Origin of the sequence: Methylobacterium sp. NPDC080182, from assembly GCF_050281105.1 — a bacterium.
Taxonomy (GTDB): domain Bacteria; phylum Pseudomonadota; class Alphaproteobacteria; order Rhizobiales; family Beijerinckiaceae; genus Methylobacterium.
This window is the reverse complement of sequence record NZ_JBNNWO010000044.1, coordinates 1-15,817: the sequence shown is the minus strand read 5'-3', so window position 1 is coordinate 15,817 and position 15,817 is coordinate 1. Positions and strand designations below refer to the sequence as shown.

At 64.5% G+C, this 15,817-nt stretch carries 12 protein-coding genes and 8 pseudogenes; 11 read left to right on the top strand and 9 right to left on the bottom strand.

All coding sequences use genetic code 11. The features are described from left to right. Positions 1 to 98: 98 nt before the first annotated feature. Both ACQKQD_RS33565 and ACQKQD_RS33560 read right to left on the bottom strand, forming a co-directional pair. On the bottom strand, positions 99 to 458 hold the full coding sequence (locus tag ACQKQD_RS33565) for a DUF6883 domain-containing protein (RefSeq protein ID WP_427510917.1): 360 nt from the start codon (positions 456 to 458) through the stop codon (positions 99 to 101). 3 nt (positions 459 to 461) lie between these two features. Further along, positions 462 to 728 carry a DUF4926 domain-containing protein gene (locus ACQKQD_RS33560; RefSeq protein WP_427510916.1) on the bottom strand — a complete coding sequence of 89 codons (267 nt, stop codon included), beginning with the start codon at positions 726 to 728 and terminating at the stop codon, positions 462 to 464. Positions 729 to 827: 99 nt separating this feature from the next. Between ACQKQD_RS33560 and ACQKQD_RS33555 the strand changes: the two are divergent. Then, positions 828 to 1,397: pseudogene (locus tag ACQKQD_RS33555) on the top strand (IS3 family transposase); the annotation flags it as partial. 5 nt (positions 1,398 to 1,402) lie between these two features. Continuing rightward, positions 1,403 to 1,623 (top strand): annotated as a pseudogene (locus tag ACQKQD_RS33550) (IS110 family transposase); the annotation flags it as partial. Positions 1,624 to 1,972: 349 nt separating this feature from the next. On the opposite strand, the gene ACQKQD_RS33545 reads toward ACQKQD_RS33550, so the two are convergent. Together ACQKQD_RS33545 and ACQKQD_RS33540 are read right to left on the bottom strand one after the other, a co-directional pair. Continuing rightward, positions 1,973 to 2,560, bottom strand: a complete 588-nt coding sequence (locus ACQKQD_RS33545) for a TetR/AcrR family transcriptional regulator (RefSeq protein WP_427510915.1) — start codon at positions 2,558 to 2,560, stop codon at positions 1,973 to 1,975. Continuing rightward, positions 2,557 to 2,688 (bottom strand): annotated as a pseudogene (locus tag ACQKQD_RS33540) (DUF1348 domain-containing protein); the annotation flags it as partial. The pseudogene ACQKQD_RS33540 and the gene ACQKQD_RS33545, both read right to left, overlap by 4 nt. Positions 2,689 to 3,261: 573 nt before the next feature. On the opposite strand from ACQKQD_RS33540, the pseudogene ACQKQD_RS33535 reads away from it, so the two are divergent. Next, positions 3,262 to 3,725: pseudogene (locus tag ACQKQD_RS33535) on the top strand (IS110 family transposase); the annotation flags it as partial. Here the strand turns inward: ACQKQD_RS33535 and ACQKQD_RS33530 are convergent. Next, a pseudogene (locus ACQKQD_RS33530) lies at positions 3,713 to 3,964 on the bottom strand (helix-turn-helix domain-containing protein); the annotation flags it as partial. The pseudogenes ACQKQD_RS33535 and ACQKQD_RS33530 sit on opposite strands and share 13 nt — an antisense overlap. Positions 3,965 to 4,161: 197 nt before the next feature. Here ACQKQD_RS33530 and ACQKQD_RS33525 point away from each other — a divergent pair. Both ACQKQD_RS33525 and ACQKQD_RS33520 read left to right on the top strand, forming a co-directional pair. Further along, on the top strand, positions 4,162 to 5,049 hold the full coding sequence (locus ACQKQD_RS33525) for an ISL3 family transposase (RefSeq protein ID WP_427510914.1): 888 nt from the start codon (positions 4,162 to 4,164) through the stop codon (positions 5,047 to 5,049). A gap of 346 nt (positions 5,050 to 5,395) precedes the next feature. Next, a complete protein-coding gene (locus ACQKQD_RS33520) occupies positions 5,396 to 6,085 on the top strand; it encodes an MCP four helix bundle domain-containing protein (protein ID WP_427510913.1) in 690 nt (229 codons plus the stop codon). Here ACQKQD_RS33520 and ACQKQD_RS33515 read toward each other — a convergent pair. Then, a protein-coding gene (locus ACQKQD_RS33515) for an IS630 family transposase (protein ID WP_427510912.1) occupies positions 6,078 to 7,039 on the bottom strand; the annotation gives its coding sequence in 2 pieces (ribosomal slippage) (positions 6,078 to 6,688 and positions 6,688 to 7,039; 963 coding nt in all). The genes ACQKQD_RS33520 and ACQKQD_RS33515 overlap by 8 nt on opposite strands. Positions 7,040 to 7,104: 65 nt before the next feature. Here ACQKQD_RS33515 and ACQKQD_RS33510 point away from each other — a divergent pair. Next, positions 7,105 to 8,136: pseudogene (locus ACQKQD_RS33510) on the top strand (methyl-accepting chemotaxis protein); the annotation flags it as partial. A 578-nt stretch (positions 8,137 to 8,714) separates the two neighbouring features. Here ACQKQD_RS33510 and tnpC read toward each other — a convergent pair. Together tnpC and tnpB are read right to left on the bottom strand one after the other, a co-directional pair. Then, positions 8,715 to 10,189 (bottom strand): annotated as a pseudogene (tnpC, locus tag ACQKQD_RS33505) (IS66 family transposase). A 111-nt stretch (positions 10,190 to 10,300) separates the two neighbouring features. Further along, positions 10,301 to 10,651, bottom strand: a complete 351-nt coding sequence (tnpB, locus tag ACQKQD_RS33500) for an IS66 family insertion sequence element accessory protein TnpB (protein WP_427510911.1) — start codon at positions 10,649 to 10,651, stop codon at positions 10,301 to 10,303. Positions 10,652 to 10,991: 340 nt separating this feature from the next. Between tnpB and ACQKQD_RS33495 the strand changes: the two genes are divergently transcribed. The 4 genes from ACQKQD_RS33495 to ACQKQD_RS33480 all read left to right on the top strand — a co-directional run bounded on the left by ACQKQD_RS33495 (position 10,992) and on the right by ACQKQD_RS33480 (position 13,860). Further along, complete coding sequence (locus ACQKQD_RS33495; RefSeq protein ID WP_427510910.1) at positions 10,992 to 11,780, top strand: outer membrane protein; 789 nt, start codon at positions 10,992 to 10,994, stop codon at positions 11,778 to 11,780. Positions 11,781 to 11,908: 128 nt separating this feature from the next. Further along, a complete protein-coding gene (locus ACQKQD_RS33490; protein WP_427510909.1) occupies positions 11,909 to 12,319 on the top strand; it encodes a DUF1236 domain-containing protein in 411 nt (136 codons plus the stop codon). A 149-nt stretch (positions 12,320 to 12,468) separates the two neighbouring features. After that, the gene (locus ACQKQD_RS33485) at positions 12,469 to 13,083 is read left to right on the top strand and encodes a TetR/AcrR family transcriptional regulator (protein WP_427510908.1); all 615 of its coding nucleotides are present in this window, start codon (positions 12,469 to 12,471) and stop codon (positions 13,081 to 13,083) included. 180 nt (positions 13,084 to 13,263) lie between these two features. Continuing rightward, positions 13,264 to 13,860 carry a DUF2147 domain-containing protein gene (locus tag ACQKQD_RS33480; protein WP_427510907.1) on the top strand — a complete coding sequence of 199 codons (597 nt, stop codon included), beginning with the start codon at positions 13,264 to 13,266 and terminating at the stop codon, positions 13,858 to 13,860. Positions 13,861 to 14,085: 225 nt separating this feature from the next. Here the strand turns inward: ACQKQD_RS33480 and ACQKQD_RS33475 are convergent. Next, a pseudogene (locus tag ACQKQD_RS33475) lies at positions 14,086 to 15,253 on the bottom strand (IS3 family transposase). 77 nt (positions 15,254 to 15,330) lie between these two features. On the opposite strand from ACQKQD_RS33475, the gene ACQKQD_RS33470 reads away from it, so the two are divergent. Further along, positions 15,331 to 15,747 carry a MurR/RpiR family transcriptional regulator gene (locus ACQKQD_RS33470; RefSeq protein WP_427510906.1) on the top strand — a complete coding sequence of 139 codons (417 nt, stop codon included), beginning with the start codon at positions 15,331 to 15,333 and terminating at the stop codon, positions 15,745 to 15,747. The last annotated feature ends 70 nt before the right edge of the window (positions 15,748 to 15,817 follow it).

Sequence of the window (15,817 nt, the reverse complement as noted above, 5' to 3'; positions counted from 1 at the left end):
CTGACGCAGATCGACGGACAGGGCTGAGGACATCGGCGCTCTCCTTCGCCGACCAACCCTTCACCGCGCCAGCCGTTTCATCACGCTCGGATGCTACTCTAAGGGGCGCGGCGTCGCCGGCTCGGCCTTGTGGTGATGAACCGCGCCGTTCCGTCCCCGCCTGCATCCACCTGCCAGACTGTGAGCACGGTTGCGTCTTGTCCGTTCGGAGCAGGCATCGATCCGTCAAACATGAATTTGAGCCCGTAGGGTGTCACCTTGATCCCTGCGAAGTTGGATAGATCAGCGTGCCGCAGAAGAGCACCCGCGAGCCTATGTACTAAATCAGTATCGAAGCCATAGCTCGCTAGATACCTGCCCTTCGATGCGCCATCGTCGGAGGCCGGGTTGAGCAGATAATCGGTCAACTTCCGAACTTCAACGTGGAAACCCTTTGGCCACGATACGAAATCGATCATGGATCAGCGCGGCTGATGGGATGCGATGGCATCCGCCTTCACGGTCGCAAGAGCAGATAACGGTTGGGCGAATTCGACTTCGAAGGCCGCGCCTCCGGCCCAGATCCCGACGACCGTGCCCGTAGACCCTGCTGGGATCTTCTCGCCCTCGTCGCCCTCGACCTCCTGGGACAAGGTCACGCGATCCAATTCTGCGATCGAGGCGGCCGAAAATGGCCGCTCGTTAGCCGACCGGTCCGAAACTGTCCTGAGATGAGATTTGTCGGCCATGGGTATCTAATACCCATTCCCGGGTTGTCGTTGCAACGCGCGCCGGGTTGTCGCCCCCGGCATCTTTCGGGCTCGACCGGATGAGATCAGCGCCGGGGCACGACGGACAGCGGCCACGCCTTCCCGATCGCGCCCAACCACCTCGACCAGGACTTCACGGCGGCCGGGCCGGATCGCAAGTGGGGAAGCGACATCTCCTACATCTGGACGCTGGAGGGTTGGCTGTACCTGGCGGTGGTCCTCGACCTGTACTCTCGACGGGTCGTGGGCTGGGCGGCGGGCGACCGTCTTCACAAGGAACTCGCGCTGACCGCTCTGCGACGAGCCCTCGTCGTCCGGCGGCCCGGATCAGATCTGCTCCATCATTCCGACCGCGGCAGTCAGTACTGTTCGAATGAGTATCAGGCGGAACTACGAGGACATGGCATCGTGATCTCGATGTCCGGCAGGGGAAATTGTTATGATAACGCGATGGCCGAGACGTTCTTCAAGACGCTGAAGAGCGAGCTGGTCTGGCGCACCACGTCCCAGACGCGAGCCGAGGCCACCGTCGCGCTGGCCCATTACATCGATGGCTTCTACAATCCCCGCCGCCGTCACTCGGCGCTGGGCTACACCAGCCCTATCCAGTTCGAGAGGGGCTTCACCCACCAAACCGCTCTCCATTAAACCGGAGGAAGTCCAAGCGCAGCTTGCGACGGTTGCTGATCCTGGGCGCGAGCTCTGCGACCAAGGTCGCGGCGCGTGTCCCGATAAAGCTGGGGCATGGTTGGCCAGCATGCTGTCGCGCAAGCCGCGCATGTTAATCACTGTCGCCCTGGCGAGAAAGATGCCGAGGATCGTCTGGGCTTTGGTGGCCCATGGCGGCTCCTACAGAGCTCCGGCCACGGCGTGATCGCCACGGCCTGAAGCGTCAGGGAGGCAGGGAAGGTCAGTCATGAGGTAAGGCGCAACGGTCAGAAGACGGGGTCGGGAAAACCAGTGAATGTCCAGGCGCCTCGAGCGCGCAAAAGCGATTTGGACCCGATTTTCATTCTCCATACAGGCCAGCAGCCGTGAGAATGGCTGCATCAACAGGCCGGACACACGGAAGCACCTGAACCTGCGCGCACAGATCTCTCAAACACCCCCTTGAATCCGATGGTGCGTCCACACAGGACATTCGGGTGCAAGCAGCTTTGTCGCCTCCTTGTTTCCCTGAGGCCGGGGTATATTTTAAAGCACGGCGTCTATAATGTTTCTTGTCAGTCTGCGCTATGGTTATTTATTGCTTCGACTAATTTCGAATGCTGTCGATGAACAACCCGGAGAAAGACGGCGTCGTCTTCCAAGGCTCGCGCCAGCACAATCGCGCCTTGTATTCCAGAAATCACCTCCTCCGCAAGTTGCGAGGCTTGTGATTTGGAAACACCACCCGATTCTAAACACTGAGCAAGAGAAAATATCCAGCGCGCAAAATAGTTTTTTATTCGATCCGCAAAAATGGCTCCAGAGGCATTCAAACCAATGCAGCCGACTAGGCATACTCTTCTGCCGGATCGGAAATATCGGGTAACGTCTTCGATCATAGACGTAATGGCTGTCGTTGGGTCATTTGCATGCTCTAACGTCGAGAAGATTACCTTTTCAAACCAAGCGTCTACGTCGGCAAGAGCCGCCTCCATCATCTCTTCCTTCCCACCCGGAAAGAAGTTGTAGAGGCTGCCCTTGCCGAGGCCGGTCGCCTTCGACAAGACCGACAAGCTCGCGCCCTCGAACCCGTGCTCGCGGAACGCTTCCGCTAGTGCCGGGACGGTACCGGAACGCCCGGTCTGGACGCGCTTAGCGCTCACAGGCCGAGGTCGCTGAGCGAGGGGTGATCGTTGAGTCTGTGGCCAAGAGACCAACGGAATTTCCGCTCCGTCTCATTGATCGGCATCTCATTGATGCTGGCATAGCAGTGGGCCATCAATCCTTCCTCAGCGAATCCCCAGTACTAATTTCCGTAAAATCGGACTAGTGTCCGCCGTCGTCAAGATATTCATATGCGTAGCACGCAGCAATACGGCCGCCAGAAAAGGATCTTAACCCCTTGATCATTCAGTATTCGTCCTACTTGATCCTCTTGCATGTAAGAAAAGCTTGCGCCCTTCCCGATTGATCGCGAATTCAACACGGTTCCGCCCGCGCGTGTCAGACGTATACGCCGGCGCGACCTTGGTCGCATCGCGCTGCTCCAGCCGTCTTCCACAAGCTGCACCTTTTGGATCGCGGGCTCTTCGCTGAACGAGGGAAGCCAGAGCCCGCACATCGGGATCACCTTTCAGGATCATGATGTACCAATCGGTACAGCATGATCGCCGACTGATCAAGCTCCCCAGGAGCACTGCCGCTTTTGGTTTGGGGATCTGCATGCGGCGAGCGGCGGCTTCCTCCGATCTTGGTTCCGAAAGAGCAGATGGGGTGGATGGCTCCCGCTCCGACTGACGGCATCTCGATGCCAAGATGTGGCTGCTGTCAAAGCAGCAGCCACGCTCATGCAGGAGCCATCCCCATGGAGATCACCACCGTCGGCATCGATCTGGCCAAAAGCATCTTTCAGGTTCACGCCGTCGACGCGGCTGAGCACGTCGTCGTGCGCAAGGCCTTGAGGCGGGCGCAGGTCGTGCCGTTCTTCGCCAAGCTGCCGCGATGCCTGGTCGGCATGGAGGCGTGCGGCACGGCGCACCACTGGGCCCGGGAGCTCATGAGCCTCGGCCACGACGTGCGGCTGACGCCGCCGGCTTACGTGAAGCGTACGTCAAGCGTGGCAAGACCGATGCGAACGACGCCGCAGCCATCTGTGAGGCGGTGACGCACCCGAGCATGCGGTTCGTGCCGGTGAAGTCGACCGATCAGCAGGCGGCGCTGGCTCTGCACCGGACGCGCGACCTGCTGGTCAAGCAACGCACGCAGTTGGTGAACATGATCCGCGGCCGGCTCGCCGAGTTCGGGATCGAGATGGCGCGGAGCCTGTGCCATAGACGCGAGCCGGTCAGTGCGGGATAGGCGGCGACGCGCTCGCGCAGGTAGGCGGTGAAGGGGTCGAGGCGACGTTCGCGGGGCGGGCGTGGTGTGTAGGCCAGGGGTTTGAGGCCGCGGGCGATGTACCGACGTACCGTCTTGCGGTCGAGGCTGAGCTGGCGAGCGATGGCCGTGACGGACAGGTCCAGGCGGTGCAGGTCCAGGATCATGACGAGTTCTCCGAGCTGGATCACCGCCGACACTCCTCGTGCGCTCACGAGGTTCGATCATCGGCGAGGTGACGACGCCCGGATGCCCAGATCAACCCCCGCGACCCTGCGGACGCGCGCAGAACTGGGGATTTTTCAGGTTCTTCCGCACTTCGTGTGGCGAAGTGTGCCTGCCGGCGTGACCTGCCCCATCTCTGGAGATCGGCTTTCCGGAGGAGGCCATGCCCCGCCGTATCCTGCCCGATGGCTTGAATGTCGTCGGCATCGAGCCGGCGACCGATCCGCTCGTCGTGCGCGTCGTACCCCGTCCGGGCCCGACGTGCTGTCCCACCTGTCGATCGTCGGCGGGCCGCAAGCACGGTCACTGCGAGCGCACCCTCGCCGATTTGCCTTGGCAGGGCCGGTCCGTCCGCCTGCGCCTCCGGCTGCGACGCTTCCGCTGTGCGAACCCAGCCTGCCCGCGGCAGACATTCAGCGAGAGTGTCGGTGACGTCGCCGTCGCTCATGCCCGCCGGTCCGAGCGGCTGAGCGTGCTCCAGCGCCATCTCGGTCTCGCCCTCGGCGGTGCGCCTGCCGCCCGTATGGCGCAGCGTCTCGCGATGCCGGTGAGTGCCGATACCCTCGTGCGCCTCGTGCGTGCGGCGCCTCTGCCGACAAAGTCCGAGCCGCGCGTCGTCGGCATCGACGAATGGGCCTGGCGGCGCGGGCGCAGCTACGGCACCATGGTCGTCGACCTCGAACGTCACACCGTCCTCGATCTCCTGCCCGACCGTGACGCCGGGAGCGTCGCCGCTTGGCTGCGCGCCCATCCGGGCATCGAGGTCATCGCTCGCGACCGCGCCGACGTCTTCGCCGAGGGCGCCCGCGCGGGCGCGCCGCAAGCCCAGCATGTCCTCGATCGTTTTCACCTGCTGCGTAACCTCAGCGTCGCCCTGCGTGCGATCGTCGCCCATCATCATGGCGTACTCCGCGCCGTCGGGGCGAGCAGGCTTCGGTGTTCGTGCCCGTGGCCATCACTCCGGAACCGTCGTCGGTGGTTCCGGCGCTGCGGTCGGATGATGCGGGTGCTGCGGCCCAGTCCCGTCGCGCGCGGCACAAGACCGGTGTAACCGAGATCGATCTCGGCGGCGGTCGGCGTCTCAAGGTCGATCGGGACGTCGATGCGGCGGGTGCTCGATGCCCGGGAGGGGGTAACGCCCAACTTCAAACAGGCAGCTTGCTGTCGACAAAAATTTTTGCCCAAATGCACCGGTTCTATTCTTAGAAATGAACATTGTTTTAGTGTCATCGAGTGCGCCATTAAGAACTGTCATCGGAAAATCTCAGATCGTCAAATATTCTGGTTTCAGTCGAAACAAATCGGTGTTAGTAAATTTTTAACCAAAAGAGATGAATTTTCTGCCGTTTCCTACAAGGCCTCGGATCGCGGCCTGGGACCTCAACTAGGCTCAGAGCATGTCATTGTTCCGCAATTTCCGAATTATCGTCAAACTAGCCATACCGGCCTTGATCTTAGCGATCGTGGCCGGGAGTGTTGTGCTCATCGCGCGCGCCAATCTGACTACGCTTGAAGGGAACACGCGCCAGATGGTCGATGTACAGGCGATGCGGGCAATCGGCGCGTTGCAGCTGGAGGTTGCTGTCGATGAGGCGGTAATCCAGGAGAAAAACATCATCATCGAGACGGATCCAGCTATGATGGCAGAGCATCTCGCGTTGTTCAAAACAAGCAAGAGGCGTGCCCTTACGGTCATCGATCGGCTCATCGCCTTGGCCGATACCGAGACGCGCCGGACGACCAACGCGGGCATCAAAGTGAGTCTGCTCGATTTCTTCACTCTTGCCGAGCGCTCCGTCGGGCTCGGGCTCAAAAACGAGAGCGAGGCAGCAGCCAAGGTGTCCAACAACGAGGTCCGTCCCGCACGGATAAAGATCGCCGACGCGATGAATAAGCGGGTCGAATCCAACGTTCGGGATCTGGAGGCCGCAAAGGCCCAGGCGGCCGAGACGGCCGAGACCGCGCGCCTGACGCTGACGCTCGGTTCGGTCATTGGTCTGCTGGTCGCGTTCGGCCTGCTCGGCGCGATCGTCATCCAGGGCATCACCAGTCCGCTCGCCAACCTAGAGCCGTGCCCGCTCAGGTAGCAACGGCCAAGTCGGTATCGTAACCGGCGGCAGCGATGCAGTTGCGGCATTCGTCGGCTGTGAAGCGAGCGAAGGCCTGCCGGATGGTGTGCCAGAGGTCTGGGACAGTGCGGGCCGCCGAGGTTCGGAGCAGGCCCTTCAACTTGGCGAAGATCTGCTCGATTGGATTGAAGTCCGGGCTGTAGGGCGGAAGGTAGAGCAAACTCGCCCCGGCAGCCTCGATGGCCTCGCGCACACGCGTCACCTTGTGGGCCTGCAGGTTGTCGAGGATGACGGTATCGCCGGGCCTGAGCACGGGCACGAGCGTGTCGGTGATGTAGGCCCGGAAGCGTGCGCCGTTGGTGGCGCCGTCGAACAGGGTGGTGGCACACAGCCCATCGCTGCGCAGGGCGGCGGTGATGGTGGTGGTCTTGTAGTGTCCGTGCGGGACGGCGAGGCGACAGCGCTCACCGCGCGGGGCTCGACCGTAGCGGCGCGCCATGTTGGTGGCCGCAGCCGTCTCGTCGAGGAAGACCAGCCTGTCGGGATCGAGGGCGTCCTGGTTCTCGAACCAAGCCTCGCGAGCGGCCCTTACGTCCTCGCGCGCCTGCTCGGCAGCGTGGATCGCCCCTTTTTACGGGTGATGCCGTGCCGGGCGAAGAAGCGGGACAAGCTGCTCGTGCTGGTCTGCACGCCGCGCTCGGCCAAGGCGTCGCGCAACTCGTGCAGGAAGATCGCCGACCGCGCCTCGTAGGTCGTCAGGATCAGTTCGGCCTGCGCCTCAATCCGGTGCGAGGCATGATCGCCACCCGACGGCTTGGGCGTGAGCCGCCCATACTGGCGGAACTGTTCCGACCAGCGACTGGCACTGGACACGCTGACACCGAACCGGGTTGCCGCCTGATGACAGGAGGCCCCCTCCGAAACGGCGGAGACGACACGCTGGCGTAGATCGACGGACAACGGTGAAGGCATCGGCATCCTCCTTCACCCCTCAACGTCTCAGAGCCCGAGCCGTCCCAACACGCTCGGGCGCAGCTCTAGTCGCCGTGCTGCAGCGCATGGCACAGGGCGAGATCGACTCGGAGATCAAGGAGGCCGTGCGGGGCGACGAGATCGGCACGGTCGGCCGAGCGGTCGAAGGCATCAAGGCCATGGTGGCCCGAAAGGCTGCCGAGGAGGCCGAAATCAACCGCCGCGCCGATGCCGCAGCCGCGGCCGAGCGGCGGCGCACGATGGTCGAGTTAGCGGACGGCTTCGAGCGGGCGGTCGGCGGCATCATCAGCACTGTGTCGTCGTCGGCGACCCAGCTCCAGGCGACCGCCAGCACCATGACTGCCACTGCGACCGAAACAGCCAGCCAGTCGACCACGGTAGCGGCCGCGGCGGAAGAGGCCGCCTCGAACGTCAACACCGTGGCGGCAGCCGCCGAGGAACTTGGGAGCTCGGTTCAGGAGATCGGCCGGCAAGTCAGCGGCTCGGCGCGCCTGGCACAGCAGGCCGTGCTGACGGCGGATCAGACGGCAACCCTCGTCCAAGCCCTCAGCCAGACCTCGGCTCGGATCGGCGATATGGTCGGGATGATCTCGGGCATCGCGGGCCAAACCAATCTGCTGGCGTTGAACGCCACGATCGAGGCCGCTCGCGCTGGTGCGGCCGGGCGCGGCTTCGCGGTGGTTGCTTCGGAGGTAAAGGCGCTGGCCGAACAGACCGCCAAGGCCACCGATGAGATTGCCCGACAAATCGGTGAGGTGCAGGGCGTCACCCATCAGGCCATTACGGCCATCGGCAACATCACTGGCCAGATCCGGGAGATCGACTCCGTCGCCACCAGCATCGCTGCAGCGGTCGAGCAGCAGGGCGCGGCCACGCAGGAGATCGTGCGCAACGTCAGCCAGGCGGCTATGGGTGCCGGTGAGGTGACCAGCAACATCGTTGGCGTGGCACAGGCGTCGGAGGAGACGGGCGCGGCCGCTACCCAAGTACTGTCTGCAGCCTCGGAGCTTTCACGCCAATCCGAGCATCTCGGCGCTGAGGTCGCCTGTTTCCTCGCAACAGTACGGGCAGCCTGAGGACGATGCAGGACTGCGGAACAGCTGGGCCAGGATCAGGCTTGGACCTCTGATAGAAAAAGGCCACTCCCGAAGGAGCGGCTCGAAGTCTAGGGAGGAAATACCCGAGAAGGGTGCAGCGCGTATGAGCACCTCGCTGCACCGCGTCAACATACGCTGCTGCGCTTGGTACCAGCCGCAATTGGCTCCAACTGATTTCAGTCCATCGACCCGACCCTCAGGCAGGGGGGCAATTGGATCGGGCCAATGGGTGTCCTCGGGAGGACGCCCCCATGATGCGCAGCAACAATCCATCCGTCGAGCCCACAATCGAGAGAATTTCACGCAGATCAATCAGAATGAGATGTGAACCGTCTGCGTGCAATCCTGAGCAGACGGTCTGCTAACCATCTTTGGACGCCCCCTGGAACGCAAGTGGCTTTTGGTGGGTAGGCACGATGTCGGTTGCTGCAATCTGTCCGGCCTCTGCTGCAGCCGTGGGCTGGGGGCCCGTATGGGAGTTCGCGGACCGGAACCAAGTCACCCAAGGCGTGCTCGCTGGTACGATGGAAAGCACTGGTTCTTCGTAAGCGTCGTTCTCAGGCCACGGCTTTGAGGGCCTGTGGGGCGTAGGCCCCGGGCAGCAGGTCGTCGATGTTGTTCTGCGGGTGTCCGGTGACGATGCGGGTGATGACGTCGGTCAGGTAGGCCTGCGGCTCGACTCCGTTCAGCTTGCAAGTCTCGACCAGCGAGGCGACGACCGCCCAATGCCCGGCCCCACCATCCGAGCCGGCAAACAGCGCGTTCTTCCGTATCAGGGCCAACGGCCGGATCGCCCGCTCGACCGTGTTGTTGTCGATCTCGACGCGGCCGTCGTCGAGGAAGAGAGACAGGCCGGCCCAGCGACTCAGCGCGTAGCGGATCGCCTCGGCGAGCTTGCTCTTCTGGCTGATCAGCCCAAGCTTGGTGGTGAGCCACGGCTCCAGCGCCGCCACGACCGGCCGGCTGCGGTCCTGACGCAGGGCCCTCCGCTCGTCGGGGGAGCGCCCGCGGATCTCGCCCTCGATCCGATAGAGTTCGGCGATGCGGGCGAGCACCTCGGTCGCGATCGGTGCCGGGCCAGCCTTGGCCAGTTCGTAGAACCGGCGGCGCACGTGCGCCCAGCAGAAGGCCAAGCTCACAGCCTTGCGCGCAGCCAGGACCTTGTAGCCCGCGTAGCCATCGACCTGCAGCGTGCCCTCGAAGCCGACCAGGTGACGGATCGGGTGTTCGGCCTTGCGGTCGGGCGCGTAGAGGTAGGCCACGCCGGGCGGATCGGGGCCGCCCCAGCGCCGTTCGTCGCGGGCGTAGGCGAACAGCTGGCCGGTCTTGGTCTGCCCGCGGCCCGGATCAAGCACCGGTGCCGTGGTCTCGTCGGCAAACAGCCGGTCCGACGCCTTCAGCCGATCGAACAGCCGCGCGTGGGCTGGCCATAGTAGGAAGGCCGCCTTGCCCATCCAGTCGGCCAGCGTCGAACGGTCGAGGTTCACGCCCTGCCGGGCGTAGATCTGCGCCTGCCGGTAGAGCGGCAGGTGGTCGGCGTACTTGGACACCAGCACGTGAGCCACGCTCGCCTCGGTCGGGATCCCGCCCTCGACGAGGCGGGCGGGCGCGGGGGCCTGCACGATCACGTCCTCGCACGCCCGGCAGGCATACTTCGGCCGGCGGGTGACGACGACGCGGAACTGGGCCGGCTCGATGTCGAGGCGCTCGGCGACATCCTCGCCGATGAGGTGGAGGTCGCCACGGCAACAGGGGCAGGTGCGGTCGTCGACGTCGATCATCCGTTCGATGCGCGGCAGGTGGGCCGGCAAGGCGCCGCGGTTGGCGCTGCCGGGTGCGGGCCGCGCGGGCCCGATGCATCGGCGGCGTCGGTCTCGGCAAGGCCCTCAGCCTCGATCTGCAGGGCCTCCTCCAGGCCCAGGAGCAACTGGTCGACGGGCAGGCTCTCGGCACGCCGTCCGAAGCGGTGACGCTGCAGTTCCCTGATGATCTGGTGCAGCCGGTCGATCTCGGCCTCGCGCGCCGCCACCATTGCCTTCAGGGCGGCGGGATCATCGGGCAGGCGCGCGCTCGGTTCGCTCACGGAACCGATTTCAGCATGGATCACAAGGCTTTGCCAGAGTGATCGGCCTCGCGAATCAGCTCACGGCGACGGGAACGCGTGTTGGCCGGGCCACGTGCACGCGCCGCAATCGAGCCCTTCCAGAAGGGCCTGCAATTGCGCTGCCGTCAGCCGCACCACCCCGTCGGTGATGGCCGGCCAACAGAACTTGCCGTCCTCCAGCCGCTTCGACAGCAGGCACACGCCGGTGCCGTCGCAGTAGACGAGCTTGACCCGGTCGGCGCGCCGCGCCCGGAAGACGTAGACCGCCCCGCTGAACGGGTCGGCGCCCAGGCTCTCGCGCACCAGCGCCGCCAAGCCGTCCGCGCCCTTGCGGAAGTCCACCGGCCGGGTCTCCACCATGACGCGGACCAAGCCCGCCGGCCCGATCACGCGCCGCCGTTCAGCGCACCGATCACCGCCGCGATGATGGCGGGCGAGGCGCCGTCGCCGATCCGCACCGTGATGCCGCCTGCCTCAACCTCGATCATCTGTTGAAACAGCGTCGCTCCGCGCTCGAGCCACCCAACGCAGCTTTTTCGGCGAGGCAGGGATTAAACCGTGTCGTGGATTGACATGATAATGACCGTTCGTTATCACTGGTCGGCATCTAAGGAGCATGACCGTGGACCACGGCAGCAACAGGTGCATCCACTAGCCACTGCGAGCGATACGGCGTTCGGACTGCTGAGAAGCGTGGTCACGCGAATGCCGTACCCTCAAAGACAGACAGGTGATCCAGACGATGTTGTTGAATTCGCGGGCGCTCGCCGCCCTGGCCGCTTTTGGGGGAGTCGCGGCGGGTTCGGCTCAGGCGGCCGACCTACCGACCCGGCCTTTGCCACCGATGGCTGTGGTCCGCCCCGCGACCTTCACCTGGACCGGCTTCTACGTCGGTGCGAACGCCGGTTACGCCATGAAGGTCGGCGAGGACTATAACCTCGCGGTACGTCCCGGCTACTTCCCATCGGCCCCCGCGGCGGTCGGCGCGATCCGCTCGGAGCGTAAGGGCGACGGTTTCCTTGCGGGCGGACAGGCGGGCTACAACCTGCAGATCGGCAATTTCGTCATCGGCGCCGAGAACGACCTCCAATATCTCGACCTGGGCAAGCGCCGAAGCAGCTACTCGTTTGCAGGCTCGGGTCCTGTACCGGCCGGCTTCAACTACGTCGGCCCTGAGAAGCAGACTACTTACTTCGCGACGGGCCGCGCACGCATCGGCTATGCGTTCGACAACCTCCTCGTCTACGGGACCGCGGGCCTATCCTACGGCAATCTCAAGGGCGAATACTGCATCGGCAAGAAGTGCGACGATGGCAAGATCGGCTATGTGGCCGGCGCAGGCATCGAGTACGCCCTGTCGCAGCACTGGTCGGTCAAGGTCGAGGGTTTGTACGTCAACCTCGGCAAGGCAGCGGTGGGCGTCGTCGGTACGGACACGGCCGGGCGCTTCTACTACGACGGACGTAAGCTCGACAATGATGTCGCCATCGTACGGGCCGGCGTGAACTACCGGTTCTGACCTCCCGGCATGGACGGGTCGCTGACGTGCCTTCAGGCAGACGGCCCACCCCCTCAGCCGGGCCAGCGGTCCCGGGGCTGCGCAAAAGTCGTTGGACCGCCGCCTCGGGTCCTTTCGGGAGAGCACCTATGAGGCACAAGCTTCTATCGGCGGCCACGCTCGCCATCCTCATGTCTCCGCAGACCCACGCCCAGGGTCTCCTGCACGGAGCCGAGCAGGGCGCCAGCGATGGGCACGCCATCGCGGGACCGCTTGGCGCCATCGTCGGGGGGGCCGTTGGAGCCGCGACTGGAGCGGTGGGGGGCCTCCTCGGCGTCGAGGAGCGGCCGCGGTTCAGCCGATACGTTCGCGAGCGCGGCGAGCCGTCATACGCTTATCCGGGTGACACCCGGCTGGGCTCTGTCCTGCGCTACGACGGCATCGATCTCCATGACGTGCCAGATGGCTACGCCGCCCGCGGATATCGGTACGGGATCGTTAACGACCGCATCCTGATCGTCGATCCTCGGACCGGGCGCATCGTCGACGCGCTCGACTGATGTGGCATCCTGTGGCTTGCCTGCCGGAGGCTGGACCCGATAACGACTGTTCATACCCATCGCTGGCGACCGTCGGCAACGCCGAGCCGGAGCTTGCGGTCGAGCGATCCCGCCCTCGCGCCGGCGATGCTGAGATGAGCATTTGCACCATGAACGCGTTCGCCCAAACGGCAATCAAAGCGCCGGATGTCCTCTCGGTACGGCAGGAGCAGATCCTCGACGCCGCCGAAGCCTGCTTCGTCCGCAACGGTTTCCACCGCTCCAGCATGCAGGACCTCGCCCGGGAGGCGCGGATGAGCGCGCCCAACATCTATCGCTACTTCGACTCGAAGGAGGCAGTTCTCCTCGGCATGGCCGAGCGGGAACGCCGCCGCGGTCGCGAGCGGATCGAGGGGTTCGAACGAGTCGGCGACAAGCGCGCCGCCCTAATGAGCGTGATCGAGCACTACCATCTGACCATCCCACGCGAGGCCGCCATCCTGCGCGTCGAGCTATGGTCTGAGGCCACGCGCAATCCGCCCATCGCCGCGATCCTTCAGGAGCGTGAGACCCTCGGCCGCGCTTGGATGGTCGGCATCCTCTCGGCGATCGCCACCTCCCCAAACTGCGACGCGGAGGGGTTGTGCGACGCCATCGCCGCCCAGCTGAAGGGCGTTGTCGTCAGTCGGGCGTTTCTACCGGACTACGACCCGACACCGGCCGTGGCTCAGCTCCACGCTCTGATCGAGGCCGGGCTCGCAGGCCGGATCGCTGAAGCCCCATAAGCGAGCTCGACCAAGTTTACCCAGACCGCCGAGATCGGCCGCCGCCTTCGTCCCGGGGGACTCTATCGACATGTGCTGTCGGCTTACCCGGCAGCGGGTTGAAACCGTGCACGGCACAGTCTCGAGCTCCAGAAAGTCGCGTCCGCGCAGGCCGCCGTCCCAATGAAGAGAGCAGGACCCATGATGCGGATTGTCCCATTTTCTGCCGGCGCAATCGTCGCGATCGCTGTCTTCGGATCCGAACGGGCTGCCGCAGCGGACCCGACCGGCACGTGGCTGACCGAGGACGGCCGCGCCCGGGTGCGGACAGAACACTGCGGGCCGCGGGACGCTCAACTCTGTGGCTACGTCGTCTGGGCGCGGAAATCGGACGACGGAAAGGCCAAGCCCCGCCTCGACGAGGAAAACCCGGACGTGGGGAAGCGAAAGCGTCCAGTACTCGGACACCAGATGATCCTCGGGCTCGTGCCGAACGCGGAGCGTCAGTACGAGGGTCGGATCTACAACGCCGACAACGGCAAATCCTACGACGTGACGATCTGGAGCGAGACGCCGGCTGCGCTGTCGGTCCGAGGCTGCATGTTCTCGTACCTTTGCCAAACACAGATCTGGAAGCGCGTCACCGATATGGCCCCCGGCCAGCTGATCGGGCCGACGGATGGCCCGGGAGGTCCGCGGGCGGACCGGGAATGGTCATACGCCACCCCTGCGATGACGAGTAGCACCATCAGTCCGAAGATTCCCCCCCGAGCCCCGTCATCGCCGCCGGCGCGATGATCATCGCGATGTTCCGTTCACTTGGCACGGCCTGAAGATCACGGGTTCGACGAGGGCGCATGGTGCGCTGGCCGATCTGTGCAACCCCCTCACACAAGTCGGCCGGTCGTCGGCGATTGAAGCAGATCTGTCGCTTAGGCGCAGATGGGAAGTGAATGGACTTTCATTGACATTAGAATGAACATTCATTATTATGCTGTAGAGGTGTTGTAGACTTCCTCCGGTTTAATGGAGAGCGGTTTGGTGGGTGAAGCCCCTCTCGAACTGGATAGGGCTGGTGTAGCCCAGCGCCGAGTGACGGCGGCGGGGATTGTAGAAGCCATCGATGTAATGAGCCAGCGCGACGGTGGCCTCGGCTCGCGTCTGGGACGTGGTGCGCCAGACCAGCTCGCTCTTCAGCGTCTTGAAGAACGTCTCGGCCATCGCGTTATCATAACAATTTCCCCTGCCGGACATCGAGATCACGATGCCATGTCCTCGTAGTTCCGCCTGATACTCGTTCGAACAGTACTGACTGCCGCGATCGGAATGATGCAATAAACCCGGTCCGGGCTGTGGGACGACAAGGGCACGTCGCAGCGCGGTCAGCGCGAGCTCCTTGTGAAGCCGGTCGCCCGCCGCCCAGGCCACGACTCGTCGGGAGAACAGATCGAGGACCACCGCCAGGTACAACCAGCCCTCCCGCGTCCAGATGCAGGAGATGTCGCTTCCCCACTTGCGATCCGGCCCGGCCGCCGCGAAGTCCTGGTCGAGGTGGTTGGGCGCGACTGGAAAGGCGTGGCCGCTGTCCGTCGTGCGCCGGAAGCGGCGCGGCTGGCGGGCTTTGAGCCCGTTCTCCCGCATCAGCCGGGCCACGCGCCCCCGGCCTGCGCCAGGCCCTGCTCGCGCAGCTCGTGGGTCATGCGCGGGCTGCCATACGTCTCGTGCGAGAGCGTGAAGGCGGATCGGACGTGGGCAAGCAGCACGAGATCCTCGCGCTGCCGCGTCGAGGCCGGGCGGTTCTTCCAGGCGAAATAGCCGCTCGGACTGACGTCGAGGACCTTGCACAGGCGCGCGACCGGGAAGTCCTTCTTCGCCGCGTCGATGAAGCGGAACCTCATCGACTTCCCTCCTTGGCGAAAAAAGCCGTCGCCCGCTTCAGGATCTCCCGCTCCTGGTGCAGCACCTCGTTCTCGCGGCGCAGACGCTTGAGCTCGGCGGCCATGTCCTCCTGCCGGTCGGTCGGTGGGTTGTCCATCTCCCGCTCAAGTCGACCGTCAATCCAGTTGCGCAGCGTCGAGAGCCCGACGCCGAGATCGGCGGCGACCTCGCGGCGGGACCGCCCACTCGTCTGCGCCAATCGCACCGCCTCAGCACGAAACTCAGGGGTAAAGGTCTGCTTCCGGTCTGCCATCGGAACCCTCCTCCTTCAGGAAAAGAGCTCTCCACTTTCTCGAGGCAAGTCCAGTCGTCGCGCACTTCGCTTACGTGATGTCCTTCCTCGGCGAGCGCGCAATCCTGCTCGATACCGGGGCCGGTACCGGACTCGACCCAATACGCTCTGCGTCTTCGAAGGACGTGCCCCTCGTGGCTTCGGTTGCCCCCTACACTCGGGCGACGGTCGAGACCTCGCGCTATGCGCATGACGCCGGCGTGCCGGTCGTGGCCGTGACCGACAGTCTCGTCTCGCCGCTCGCGTCGATTGCCCGGGAGACCATTCTGGTCCCGGCGGACAGCCCCTCCTTCTTTCACACCATCGCCCCGGACCCGGTCGTCGGTGAGATCCTGGCCGCCCTCGTGGCCGGTCGGGGCGGCGACACCTCGCTCGCCGCGATCAAGCGCAGCGAGGCGCAGCTCACCGCCTTCGGCATCCACTGGTCACTCCCTCCCGCGAGGAGATCGCAATGACCCGCATCCTACACCGCCAGATCAACGCGAACCTGCGTGTCGCCTCGCCGCGACGATGACGCTCGCCTTG